The following is an 11,686-nucleotide window of genomic DNA, read 5'->3' on the forward strand; positions in this document are numbered from 1 at the left end:
ACTCAGCCTTTGGCTTGTCCTTCGAGACGGCGGCCCGCGTCCAGCGCATAGACGACGGGCTTTTCATCGGAAGTCTTGTGGGGGGCCGTCCCGCCTTCGCCCAGCGGAACGTGCGTCGATCCGTAGACCTCGCGCTCCAGCCGCTTGGCGCGTTCGGCGTACATGCGGGCGAGGGCGCCGTGATGCTCCGCCGCCGCCTGGTGCTCGATGCGGGCCAGATGGGCCTCTTCGAGCAGCGTCATGACACGTCGCAAGTGGCCGTTTCGGTTGGGTTGGAAAAAACTGAACATCAGATCCTCCGTCGCTGAAGCCGTAACAGGCGCCTTTTTTAACTTCAATTGACGGTTCGTGCATGTAGGGCTGCGCCTACCTTAGGGGTAGACCGCACGGCCGATGATTACTTTGTTGGCAAAACGGTAGATTGCGTAGGGGTCCCCCTGGCCTACATCTCGTCGATCGACGTGCTGCGGGCCTCGCCCTGCGCCGCCAGGGAGTAGCGTTCGCGTGTCTTCACGTAGAAGCTCGCGCCGAAGCGGCCGACCGGGAAGTAATGCTGCAGCCGCACGCGCCAGGTTTCGGTGTCGATCAGCTCGTCACGTGCATGCATCCAGCGAACCCGGCCAATGAAGATCTGCCGGCTCTCGGTCTCCAGCGTTTCCCACAGCGTGCATTCGAAGGCGACGGGAGCCTCGGCGATGCGGGGCGGCTTCACCGCGCTGCTCGGCAAGGGGGTGAATCCAACGACCTCGAGTTCGCTCACGTGCGGCGGGTGGCGGTCGCCGCAGCGGTGCATCTGCTCGGCGATGTCCTCATCTGCCAGGTGCACGACGAATTCGCCGGTGCGGACAATGTTGGCGGCGGTGTCCTTGAGCACGCCGTCCTGAAGGCGGTTGACGCTGATCATCACGATCGGCGGTTCCTCGCCCAGCATGTTGAACATGCTGAAAGGCGCGGCGTTGACGATGCCATCGGGGCCGATCGTGGTGACGAGCGCGATCGGGCGTGGCACGATCAGGCTTGCCATGAGTTTGTAGCGCTGGTGCTCGGTGAGGGTCGAGAAGTCGATGTTCATAGGGGTTCCATGGCGGTCACAGGGCGTTACGGCACGAAGCGCGTTCGTGGTTTCAAATGGACCGCGCGTCTCCGACCGCAGATGAAAGGACGATTCCACCATGCCCGAACGGGACTCAGCAGAATTCAGGCCAGCACGCGAATCCTCGGTCTGGACCCTGGCGATTGTCGTTGTGGTGATTCTCGCGGCCGCATTCGCGTGGTGGCGCTGGTCATTGCAAAAGGAAGCGCCGTCGGAGGCGCCCGTCGCGACCGTGCCGCAGCCGCAAGGCGCGCCGGCTGATGCGCCCGCGCCGCCGCCGGAGCCCGTGGGCCCACAGAACCCGGTCGACGCATTGGCCGAACCCGACGCGACGTTGCCGCCGCTGAATGACGCCGATGCACGCGTCAACGCGGCGCTCAACGAGCTGCTAGGCAAGAAATCCGTCGCGTCCTTCCTCCAGACCGATGGCTTCGTGCGGCGCGTGGTAGCGACGGTCGACAACCTGCCCCGCGCACAGGCGACGTCCCGCGTCTGGCCGACGAATCCCGCGCCGGATCGCTTCACCGTGCAGGGCAATGGCGAGGCGCGGACGATCAGCCCCGACAACGGCAACCGCTACACCCCCTTCGTGCTCTTCGCGGAATCGGTCGACACGGCGCGCGCGGTGGCGCTGTATGCCAAGCTTTACCCGCTGTTCCAGCAGGCTTACGAGGAACTCGGTTATCCCGGGCGCTATTTCAACGACCGTCTTGTCGCGGTGATCGACCACCTGTTGCAGACGCCCGTACCGAATGGCCCGGTGCAGGTGAAGCTCACGGAAGTGAAGGGCGAGATGCAGTCCGAACGCCCATGGGTGCGCTACGAGTTCGTGGATCCGGAGCTCGAATCGCTATCGGCGGGGCAGAAGATGCTGATCCGGATGGGGCCGGTCAACGAGCGGCGCATGAAGGCCAAGCTGACCGACTTTCGCCGCCAGATCGCGACCGGTGCGATCGCGAAGAAGTAGCGTGACGCCGGCTCAGTCGGCAGCCGAAGCGGCCGCGCCGCCCGAGCACGCCAGCGCGCGCATCAGCAGCAACTTGCGTTCGCGCGCATTGCGCGTGAGTTCGGCTGCCCGCTTGAATTCGAGGTAGGCCTCGCCGGTGCGGCCCAGCTTGGCGAGCAGGTCGCCGCGCACGCTCGGCAGCAGGTGGTAGCCCTGCAGTTGCGGCTCCGAACGCAGCGTGTCGACGAGTTCGAGGCCCACGGCAGGCCCTAAGGCCATGGACAGCGCGACCGCGCGGTTCAGTTCCACGATCGGAGAGGGCGCGAGTTGCGCGAGGGCTTCGTACAAGGCGGCGATGCGCGCCCAGTCGGTGTCGGCGGCAACGCGAGCGCGCCCATGGCATGCCGCTATCGCAGCCTGCAACGCATAGGGTCCCAGCGCACCGCCGAGCTTTTCGGCACGCTCCAGCGCAGCGAGGCCGCGTCGGATCAACAACTGGTTCCAACGCCCCCGGTTCTGTTCGAGCAAGAGGATCGGGTCGCCGTTGGCGTCGACGCGCGCTGCGGCACGCGAAGCCTGGATCTCCATCAGCGCGACGAGCCCGTGGACCTCCGCCTCGTCGGGCATGAGTTCGGCCAGGATGCGGCCGAGCCGCAGCGCCTCCTCGCACAACGCGGGGCGCATCCAGTCGTCGCCGGTGGTGGCCGAGTAGCCTTCGTTGAAGACCAGGTAGATGACTTCGAGCGCCGATGCGAGCCGCGCTGCGAGTTCGTTGGCGCGAGGCGCCTCGAAGGGCACGCGCGCGGCGGCCAGCGTCCGCTTGGCCCGCGCGATGCGCTGCGCGATGGTCGGCTCGGGCACGAGGAAGGAACGCGCGATCTCATCGGTGGTCAGCCCGCCGAGCAGGCGCAAGGTCAGTGCGACGCGGGCTTCGGGCGAGAGCACGGGGTGGCAGGCGGTGAACACCAGGCGCAGGATGTCGTCGCCCACCTCGTCATCGAGCGCCGCGTCCACCGCTTCGGCGAAATCGTCGGAGGCCATGGCGTGCTGGGCGTCGAGCTCCCGGCCGATCTCCTCTTCCTTGCTGGCATGCAGCGTCCGCTTGCGAAGCAGGTCGATCGCGCGCCGCTTCGCGGTGGCGGTGAGCCAGGCACCGGGGTTGTCCGGAATGCCGTCGCGCGGCCATTGTTCGAGTGCGGCGACCAGTGCATCCTGCGCCAGTTCTTCCGCCACGCCGACGTCGCGCACCATCCGCGCCAGCGCGCCGATGATCCTGGCGGACTCGATGCGCCAGACGGCGTTGATGGTGCGATGCGTTTCGGCGGCCGTCACGAACTCTCGCGCGCGGCCGCGCTTTCGCGCAGCAGTTCTTCCTGCTTGCGGATCTCGGGCGTGAACTCGGCGCCGAAATCTTCGGCCTCGTAGACCTGGCGCAGCTCCAGCTCCACATTGCCGTTGCCGTCGATGGGTGGCCAGCGCTTGACCCATTCAAGTGCTTCCTCGCGCGACTTGACCTGGATCAGCGTGAAGCCCGCGATCAGTTCCTTGGCCTCGGCGAAGGGGCCGTCGGTGATCGTGGGCTTGCCGCCGTTGAACTTGATGCGCGCACCTTTCACGGTGGGCTGCAGGCCCATGCCGCCGAACATCACGCCCGCTTTGATCATCTCCTCGTTGTATTTCATCATGTCGGTGACGAGCTGCTCGGTGGGCATCATGCCGGCCTCGGTGTCCTTGTCGGCCTTGCGGATGATCATGAATTTCATCGTCGGATCTCCTTGTGGTTTGGGGCGTGCGGTCAGGACTTCTTGGCGGCAATTTCGGCCGCAAGGCGCTTTTCCTGCTCGCGCAGTTCCGGCGTGAGTTCGGCGCCGAAGTCCTCCATCTCGAAGACCTGGCGCAACTCGATTTCCTCGCCGTCCTCGAAGGGCGCGCGCTTGAGCCATTCGATGGCTTCTTCCTTCGAACGGACCTGCCAGAGCCAGAAGCCGGCGATCAGCTCCTTGGTCTCGCTGAAGGGGCCGTCGATCACGGTCCGCTGCTTGCCTGAAAAGCGCACGCGTGCGCCCTTCGAGCTGGTCTGCAGGCCTTCGCCCGCCAGCATGACGCCGGCCTTGACCAGCTCTTCGTTGTACTTGCCCATCGCCGTCAGCATGGCCTCGGTGGGCATGACGCCGGCTTCGGATTCCTTGCTGGCCTTGACTATCACCATGAATCGCATGTCGTTGCTCCTGGATTGAATTGGGAGCCCGGCATCCGGTCGGTGTGACCGGGGCTTTTTCCGGGGCTCTACTTCAACGTCGAAGCAGCGACTGCGAAATCGACAGCTTTTCGACCGTCGTTGTAAAAAAATGTCGACCCGGGGTTCAGGCCTTCGCGTAGTCGCCCACCGGCACGCAACTGCAGAACAGGTTGCGGTCGCCGTAGACGTTGTCGACGCGCCCGATCGGCGGCCAGTACTTGGCCTGCTTGAGCGTGGCCAGCGGAAAACCGCCGAGCTCGCGCGAATAGGGCCTCGTCCATTCGCTGCCGAGCAGGCTGACCGCGGTGTGCGGCGCGTTCTTGAGCGGGTTGTCGTCCTTGGGCCAGACGCCTTCCTCGACGCGGCGGATCTCGCCGCGGATGGCGATCATCGCGTCGATGAAGCGGTCGAGTTCGGCCAGCGGTTCGCTCTCGGTTGGCTCGACCATCAGCGTGCCGGGCACCGGAAAGCTCAGCGTCGGTGCATGGAAGCCGTAGTCGATCAGCCGCTTGGCGACGTCCTCCGCGGTCACGCCGCTGGCATCCTTGAGCGGTCGCAGGTCGAGGATGCACTCGTGCGCGACGTGGCCGTTCGGGCTGGCGTACAGCGTCGGGTAGTGGTCCTTCAGGCGAGAACTGATGTAGTTGGCGCTGAGGATGGCGATCTCGGTCGCGGCCTTGAGGCCCACCGCGCCCATCATCCGACAATACATCCAGCTGATCGGCAGCACAGCGGCATTGCCCAGCGGTGCCGCCGACACGGCGCCCACGCCGTGCGAGGCGATACCACCGGTCGCATGGCCGGGAAGATACGGCACGAGATCCTCGACCACGCAGACCGGCCCCACACCGGGCCCGCCGCCTCCGTGCGGGATGCAGAAGGTCTTGTGCAGATTCAGGTGGCTCACGTCGCCGCCGAATTCGCCGGGCGCGGCCACGCCGACCAGGGCGTTCATGTTGGCGCCGTCCACGTAGACGCGGCCGCCGTGTGCGTGCACGATCTCGCAGAGTTCCTTGACACGGGTCTCGAACACGCCGTGGGTGCTGGGGTAGGTGATCATCACCGCCGCGAGCCTGTCGCCGTGGGTGCCGCAGGCGCGCTTGAGGTCGTCGATGTCGACATTGCCATCGGCGTCGCAGGCGGTCACCACCACCTGCATGCCGACCATCTGTGCACTCGCCGGGTTGGTGCCGTGCGCCGACGAGGGAATCAGGCACACGTTGCGGTGGCCTTCGCCCTTCGCTTCGTGGAAGGCCTTGATCGCCAGCAGGCCCGCATATTCGCCCTGCGAGCCAGCGTTGGGCTGCAGGCTGATGCCGGCATAGCCGGTCGCCTCGCAGAGCCAGGCGCGCAGTTGCTTGTCGAGCTGGGCGTAGCCTTGCAATTGCTCGGCCGGCGCGAAAGGGTGGATGTTCGCGAACTCGGGCCAGGTGATCGGGATCATCTCGCTCGTCGCGTTGAGCTTCATCGTGCAGCTGCCGAGCGGAATCATGCTGCGGTCGAGCGCGAGGTCCTTGTCGCTGAGGCTGCGGATGTAGCGCAGCATCGCGGTCTCGCTCTTGTGGGTGTTGAACACCGGGTGCGTGAGGAAGTCGCTGGTGCGGCGCAGGTCCTCGGGAATGCGCGGCGTGATGCGACCCGCGAGGTCATCGAAGCGCGGCATCGGCCTGCCCGTGGGCACGAACAGGGCCCACAGCGTCTCGATGTCGGCGCGCGTCGTGGTCTCGTCGAGCGAGATGCCCAGGTGGTTCTGTACGCGGTGGCGCAGGTTGAAGCTGGCCGCCTCGGCGCGTTCGATGATCCTGGCGGTGTCCTCGCCGGTTTTCACGGTGACGGTGTCGAAGGCGGTCGCATTGACCAGCTCGCGGCCCATCTGCTCCAGCCCCTGCGCAAGCACCGCGGTGAGCGCCGCGACGCGCTGCGCGATGCGCCGCAGCCCTTCCGGGCCGTGATAGACCGCGTACATGCTGGCGACGACGGCCGGAAGCACCTGCGCGGTGCAGATATTGGAGGTGGCCTTCTCGCGGCGGATGTGCTGCTCGCGCGTCTGTAGCGCGAGGCGGTAGGCGGGCGCGCCGTGCGTGTCGACGCTCACCCCGACGATCCGGCCGGGCAGCGAGCGCTTGTACTCGTCGCGGCAGGCCAGGTAGGCCGCGTGCGGGCCGCCGTTGCACATGGGCATGCCGAAGCGCTGGGTGGTGCCGCAGACGATGTCCGCGTCCCATTCGCCGGGAGGCGCCAGGAGCGTCAGCGCGAGCAGGTCGGCCGCCACGCAGAAGGCGGCGCCGAACTGGTGCGCGTGGCCCGCGAGCGGACGCAGGTCGTGCACATGCCCGGTGGTGGCGGGGTATTGCGCCAGCACGCCGAAGAATTCGCTGCTCGCCATGAGGTGCGGCAGGGTCTCGGACACGGTGCTGACCTTGACCTCGATGCCCAGCGGCGCGGCACGTGTCTTGATGACCTCGATGGTCTGCGGATGGCAGTCGCCCGACACCAGGAAGACGTTGCTCTTGCTCTTGACGCTGCGCTTGGCCAGCGTCATCGCCTCGGCGGCGGCCGTGGCTTCGTCGAGCATCGACGCATTGGCGATGGCCATGCCGGTCAGGTCGCAGACCATCGTCTGGAAATTGACCAGCGCCTCCATGCGGCCCTGCGAGATCTCGGCCTGGTAGGGCGTGTAGGCCGTGTACCAGGCGGGGTTCTCCAGCACGTTGCGCAGGATCACGCCGGGCGTGTGCGTCCCGTGGTAGCCCTGGCCGATGAAGCTGCGCGCCACCTTGTTCTTCGCCGCGATGGCCTTGAGTTCGGCCAGCGCGTCGGCTTCCGTCACCGGCGCCGGCAGGCGCATCGGACGGCTGCGGCGGATGGCCGGCGGCACGATGCCGTCGATCAGCTCGGCGCGCGTCGTCGAGCCGATGGCGGCCAGCATGCGCGTCTCGTCTCCGGCTTCGATGCCGATGTGGCGAGCGATGAATTCCTCGGCGTTCTCGAGTTCGCCGAGCGAGGGGAGGGTTGGCAGGACGGGCGTCGACATGGAGGTGATGGGTGGGTCAGGCAGGAGGGGCGGTGAGGGATCAGTTCTCTTCCGAGAACTTCGTGTAGGCCGTTTCGTCCAGCAATGCTTCGAGTTGGGTCGCATCGCTGATCCGGACCTTGAAGAACCAGCCGGCGTCCATCGGCGCGCTGTTGGCGAGCGACGGATCGGCGCGTAGCGCCTCGTTGACTTCGGTGATCTCGCCCGAGACGGGCATGTACACGTCGGCTGCGGCCTTGACCGACTCGACCACGCCCGCGACTTCGCCCTGGTTGAAGGTCTTGCCGACTTCCGGCAGGTCGACGAACACCACGTCGCCCAGCGCGTCCTGCGCATGTACCGTGATGCCCACGGTCACGAGGGTTGCGTCGTCCTCTTTGACCCACTCGTGGTCCTTGGTGTACTTGATCGTCATGAAAGAAGCTCCTTGGGGAAAAAGAATGTCAGTGGGGAATCAGCCGCGGAAGTACCGGGCGGGGACGAAAGGCATGGTGCTCACTTCCATGAGCACAGGCTTGCCACGAACGATCCCCTGGATGCGCGTGCCGGGCTCCGCATAGGCCAGCGCGACGTACCCCATCGCCACCGGCCGATCGACCGTCGGACCGAGCAAGCCGCTGGTCACTTGGCCGATGGCAAGGCCTTCGAATGATTCAAGGAGCGTGCCATCGCGCACCGGAACGCGCTCCAGCGCCACCAGGCCGACGCGCTTGCGTTTCAGCGTCTCGTGGTCGAGATGGCCTGCCGTGCCGCTGGCGGCCGTGAGTTGGGCGAGGATCTTGTCCGCACCCGGAAAACCGCCTTCGCGCGCGCCTCCGGTGCGCCGCACTTTCTGCATCGCCCAGCCGAGCGAAGCCTCGACCGGCGTCGTGGTCTCGTCGATGTCGTTGCCGTAGAGACAGAGTCCAGCTTCGAGCCGCAGCGAATTGCGCGCGCCCAAGCCGATGGGCTTGACCTCAGGTTGTGCGAGCAGCAGGCGGGCCAGGGCTTCGGCATCCTTGGCCGCGACCGAGATCTCGAAGCCGTCTTCGCCCGTGTAGCCGCTGCGTGTGACGAAGGCCGGCAGGCCGCCGATCTGGACCGCGCCGCCGGTCATGAAGACGAAACGCTCGACGCCGGGCGACAGACGCGCCAGCGTCGCCGCAGCCTGCGGCCCCTGCAGCGCCAGCAGGGCATGGTCGGGCATCGGCAGGACCTGGCAACGCTGGCCGATCTTCGCCGTGATGTGCGCAATGTCAGCCGCCTTGCACGCGCCGTTCACGATCACGAACAGCGAGTCGTGGCCTTCGTTGAAGAACATCAGGTCGTCGAGGATGCCGCCCTCGTCATTGAGCAGCAGGCCGTAGCGCTGCTTGCCCGGCGCCAGTCCGATCACGTCGACCGGCATGAGGGTCTCGAAGGCCGCCGCGGCGTCGGGACCGACCAGGCGCAGCTGGCCCATGTGGGATATGTCGAACAGGCCGGCGGCCTCGCGCGTGTGCTTGTGCTCGGCCATCAGGCCGGCGGGGTATTGCACCGGCATCGAGTAGCCCGCGAAGGGAACCATGCGGGCGCCAAGCTCCACGTGCAGGGTGTGAAGCGGTGTCTTCAGAAGATCGTTGGTCGATGCGGAGGCCAAGGCACTCTCCAAAGGGGCAGTCCAGATCCATGACCGGAGCCATGGGCCACCCCTGCTGTCCGCTTTACCTGAGAGATTCGCCCCACGATCGGGGTTTGCTCCTTCGGTGGACGGCCCTCCGACGTAGTGACGGGCCGCCTCTCTCCAGCAAGGAAACGCCCCGTGTGAAAGAGCGCCTCGTCAGTCCTTTTGCCTGAGCGTTCGGGCCCTTGTGATGAGGGGACCTGCGCCTTCGGCGGCACCGCTGTCGCGGGGCTCTCTCCTGACCGGCCGAGTGTAAGGGATTGGGCGAGAGATCCTCCGGTTGGACGGATTCAGGTTTGCGTGCGCCGGCGCATCAGGTATTCGATGGTCTCGAACAGGGCCTCGCTCAGCAGCGCCAGCACGGCGGCGGGGACCGCGCCGGCCATCAGCAGTTCGCGGTCGTTGAGTGCGAGCCCGGTCACGATGCGTTCGCCGAAGCCGCCCGCTCCGACGAAGGCCGCGATGGTTGCGGTGCCGATGGCGATGGTGGTCGCCGTTCGCACGCCGGCCAGCAAGGTGGGCAGCGCCAGCGGCAATAGCACCGCGCGCAGGCTCTGCCCGCCCGTCATGCCGAGCGCGGTGGCTGCCTGTCGCAGTCCTGCGGGAACCTCGGTCAAGCCGGTGACCGTGTTGCGCATGATGGGCAGCAATGCATAGAGCGTGAGCGCGACCAGCGCAGGCAGCGTGCCGATCGCCCCGATCAGCGAGATCAGCACCGCGAGCAGCGCCAGCGAGGGGATGGTCTGCAAGAGCCCCGTGAGACCCAGGACCAGCGCGCGCGCCCGCAAGTGCGGAAACACGAGGATCCCGACTGGCACCGCGATGAGGATCGCCACCCCGACCGAGACCAGGACGAGCATCAGGTGCTGCCGCGTGAGCCGGCCCAGGTCGGGGCCGAACAGCTTGGCGACGAAGCCGCGCGAAGCCGCATCCGCAGGGGCGGCGTGGCCTTGTGCGAGGAAGTCGCGGGCGACCACGTCGAAGGCGACGCCTTGCAGTTCCGCACGCGCATTCATCGCGATCATGGCGCGTTCGTCGATGCGGCCTTCGAGCTTCTGCAGCGCCGCCCATGCTGTCGGCCAGCGCGTGGGCACGTCGAGCCGATACAGCACCACGGCGTCATAGCGCGGGAAGTAGCCGCGGTCGTCCTGCAGGACGCGCAGGCCCAGGTGATCGATCTTGGCGTCGGTGGTGTAGATGTCGATCACGTCGATCTGCCTGGCGCCGATCGCTTCGTACGCGAGTCCGTGGTCGAGGCCGGTGGGCGTCTGCTTGAATCCGTAGCGCGCAGCGAGACCCTGCCACCCGTCCGCGCGGCCGATGAACTCATTCGACAGGCCGAGCTTGAGGTCAGGATGGCTTGCCAGGTCGCTCAGCGTGCGAATGCCGAGCCGGTCCGCATCGGCCGCTCGCATGGCGAGCGCATAGCCGTCGTTGAAGCCCAGCGGAATCGCGACACCCAGCCCCAGCGGCGCGAGGGCCGCGTTCATCGCTTCGCGCGACATCGACTGGGAGCCCTTCAGGATCTCCAGCGCGATCGTGCCGGTGTACTCGGCATAGAGATCGATGCTCCCGGAGCGCAGGGCCTCGTAGACGATCGCGGTGTTGCCGAGCCCTTGCCGGACCACGGGCGGTGTCGGCATTTCGGGCGCGGCGGTCTGGGCCAGGACCTCCGCCAGGATGTACGACTCGGTGAAGCGCTTGGAACCGATGCGCAATCCCTGTTCCTGCGCGTGGGCGAACGCGACGGCGCAGAGCAGCCCCAGGCAGAGCAGGCCCCGGCAGGTGACGAGCCAGGGGTGGCGCAGTGAAAGCATCGGTCCAGTGTATCGGTGGTGGTGGTGGTGGCGAGGGGCTCGTTCTCCTACAGCGGCTCGTGCGGCAGGCTGATGTGTCGGCGCACTGTGTGAATGCAAACTGAACACGTGCAGATCAACTATGTCCGACGCGGTGAAGGGAAGCCTCTGTTGCTCATTCACGGCCTCGGCAGCAGTTGGCGCTCATGGCAGACCGTGCTGAATCCGCTTGCCGCCGAGCGTGCCGTGGTCGCGATCGACCTGCCGGGTTTCGGCAAGAGTCCCCCGCTCGCAGGGGAGGTGTCGGTGCGCACGCTCGCCAGCGCGGTCGCCCAGTTCCTGTGGGAGCACGATCTGGTGGGAACCGATGCGGTCGGCAGTTCATTGGGCGCTCGCCTGGTGCTCGAACTGGCGCGACGGGGCGGGGTGCTGGGCTCGGTCATCTCACTGGGGCCGGGTGGCTTCTGGGCTGGATGGGAGCGCTATGCGTACCAGAGTTCGATCTGCTTCTCGATGCGGGTGGTTCGCGCTCTGCAGTTTGCGATGCCGGCGATCGCATGCCATGACTGGTCGCGTGCGCTGCTCCTGACGCAGCTGTCGGCACAAGCCGCCAGGTTGTCACCGGCACTGGTGCTGGAAGAGATGCGGAGCTACGCTTCGTCGGCGTCCTTCAGCGTGATGCTGCGCGATATGGTGAGCGGCTTGCCACAGGAAGGACTGGCGATCGGGAGCCTGTCCAAGCCGATGGTGATCGGCTGGGGCCGGCTCGACCGGGTGTGCTTTCCCCGGCAGGCGGCGCGCGCGCAGAAGCTGTTTCCGGATGCCCGCCTGCACTGGTTCGAGCGGTGCGGCCATTTTCCCCATTGGGACGCGCCGGAGGAAACGGCTCGCCTGATCCTGGAGACCACCGCCGATTGACGGCTTCATGAAAGATCT

General features: G+C 66.6%; 11 protein-coding genes and 2 riboswitches. Of the genes, 2 read left to right on the plus strand and 9 right to left on the minus strand.

Annotated elements, in window-relative coordinates:
- Window positions 1-2: 2 nt before the first annotated feature.
- Complete coding sequence (locus AC1D3B_RS24950; RefSeq protein ID WP_478193360.1) at window positions 3-290, minus strand: hypothetical protein; 288 nt, start codon at window positions 288-290, stop codon at window positions 3-5.
- Window positions 291-442: 152 nt separating this feature from the next.
- Entirely contained in the window at window positions 443-1,072 is a 630-nt protein-coding gene (locus AC1D3B_RS24955) for a flavin reductase family protein (RefSeq protein ID WP_478193361.1), read from the minus strand.
- 100 nt (window positions 1,073-1,172) lie between these two features.
- On the opposite strand from AC1D3B_RS24955, the gene AC1D3B_RS24960 reads away from it, so the two are divergent.
- Entirely contained in the window at window positions 1,173-2,060 is an 888-nt protein-coding gene (locus AC1D3B_RS24960) for a DUF3014 domain-containing protein (RefSeq protein WP_478193362.1), read from the plus strand.
- 12 nt (window positions 2,061-2,072) lie between these two features.
- Here the strand turns inward: AC1D3B_RS24960 and AC1D3B_RS24965 are convergent, their stop codons facing one another.
- From AC1D3B_RS24965 to AC1D3B_RS24995, 7 genes are all read right to left on the minus strand, one after another.
- Window positions 2,073-3,371 carry an RNA polymerase sigma factor gene (locus tag AC1D3B_RS24965; RefSeq protein WP_478193363.1) on the minus strand — a complete coding sequence of 433 codons (1,299 nt, stop codon included), beginning with the start codon at window positions 3,369-3,371 and terminating at the stop codon, window positions 2,073-2,075.
- Window positions 3,368-3,802, minus strand: a complete 435-nt coding sequence (locus AC1D3B_RS24970) for a YciI family protein (RefSeq protein ID WP_478193364.1) — start codon at window positions 3,800-3,802, stop codon at window positions 3,368-3,370. The genes AC1D3B_RS24965 and AC1D3B_RS24970 overlap by 4 nt, the downstream gene beginning before the upstream one ends.
- A 32-nt stretch (window positions 3,803-3,834) precedes the next feature.
- Window positions 3,835-4,257, minus strand: coding sequence for a YciI family protein (locus AC1D3B_RS24975; RefSeq protein WP_478193365.1), 423 nt, complete (start codon window positions 4,255-4,257; stop codon window positions 3,835-3,837).
- Between the two features lie 145 nt (window positions 4,258-4,402).
- Window positions 4,403-7,312: an aminomethyl-transferring glycine dehydrogenase gene (gcvP, locus tag AC1D3B_RS24980; protein WP_478193366.1), complete on the minus strand. Its 2,910-nt coding sequence runs from the start codon at window positions 7,310-7,312 to the stop codon at window positions 4,403-4,405.
- Window positions 7,313-7,352: 40 nt separating this feature from the next.
- Window positions 7,353-7,727, minus strand: coding sequence for a glycine cleavage system protein GcvH (gene gcvH / locus AC1D3B_RS24985; protein WP_478193367.1), 375 nt, complete (start codon window positions 7,725-7,727; stop codon window positions 7,353-7,355).
- 39 nt (window positions 7,728-7,766) lie between these two features.
- A complete protein-coding gene (gene gcvT / locus AC1D3B_RS24990) occupies window positions 7,767-8,930 on the minus strand; it encodes a glycine cleavage system aminomethyltransferase GcvT (RefSeq protein WP_478193368.1) in 1,164 nt (387 codons plus the stop codon).
- Window positions 8,931-8,975: 45 nt separating this feature from the next.
- A riboswitch (glycine riboswitch) is annotated at window positions 8,976-9,088 on the minus strand.
- Between the two features lie 13 nt (window positions 9,089-9,101).
- Window positions 9,102-9,205: riboswitch (glycine riboswitch) on the minus strand.
- A 39-nt stretch (window positions 9,206-9,244) separates the two neighbouring features.
- Window positions 9,245-10,771: an ABC transporter permease/substrate-binding protein gene (locus AC1D3B_RS24995; RefSeq protein WP_478193369.1), complete on the minus strand. Its 1,527-nt coding sequence runs from the start codon at window positions 10,769-10,771 to the stop codon at window positions 9,245-9,247.
- A 93-nt stretch (window positions 10,772-10,864) separates the two neighbouring features.
- On the opposite strand from AC1D3B_RS24995, the gene AC1D3B_RS25000 reads away from it, so the two are divergent.
- The gene (locus AC1D3B_RS25000; protein ID WP_478193370.1) at window positions 10,865-11,668 is read left to right on the plus strand and encodes an alpha/beta fold hydrolase; all 804 of its coding nucleotides are present in this window, start codon (window positions 10,865-10,867) and stop codon (window positions 11,666-11,668) included.
- Window positions 11,669-11,686 lie beyond the last annotated feature (18 nt).

It is taken from the genome of Variovorax sp. P5_A3 (assembly GCF_056400665.1).

Excerpts from the sequence above, each read along its gene's own strand:
- AC1D3B_RS24970 (WP_478193364.1), bottom strand. The coding sequence starts at position 3,802 with ATGAAATTCATGATCATCCGCAAGGCCGACAAGGACACCGAGGCCGGC.
- gcvH (WP_478193367.1), bottom strand. The coding sequence starts at position 7,727 with ATGACGATCAAGTACACCAAGGACCACGAGTGGGTCAAAGAGGACGAC.
- AC1D3B_RS24960 (WP_478193362.1), top strand. The coding sequence starts at position 1,173 with ATGCCCGAACGGGACTCAGCAGAATTCAGGCCAGCACGCGAATCCTCG.
- AC1D3B_RS24955 (WP_478193361.1), bottom strand. The coding sequence starts at position 1,072 with ATGAACATCGACTTCTCGACCCTCACCGAGCACCAGCGCTACAAACTC.
- AC1D3B_RS24975 (WP_478193365.1), bottom strand. The coding sequence starts at position 4,257 with ATGCGATTCATGGTGATAGTCAAGGCCAGCAAGGAATCCGAAGCCGGC.
- AC1D3B_RS24995 (WP_478193369.1), bottom strand. The coding sequence starts at position 10,771 with ATGCTTTCACTGCGCCACCCCTGGCTCGTCACCTGCCGGGGCCTGCTC.
- gcvP (WP_478193366.1), bottom strand. The coding sequence starts at position 7,312 with ATGTCGACGCCCGTCCTGCCAACCCTCCCCTCGCTCGGCGAACTCGAG.
- AC1D3B_RS25000 (WP_478193370.1), top strand. The coding sequence starts at position 10,865 with ATGCAAACTGAACACGTGCAGATCAACTATGTCCGACGCGGTGAAGGG.
- AC1D3B_RS24950 (WP_478193360.1), bottom strand. The coding sequence starts at position 290 with ATGTTCAGTTTTTTCCAACCCAACCGAAACGGCCACTTGCGACGTGTC.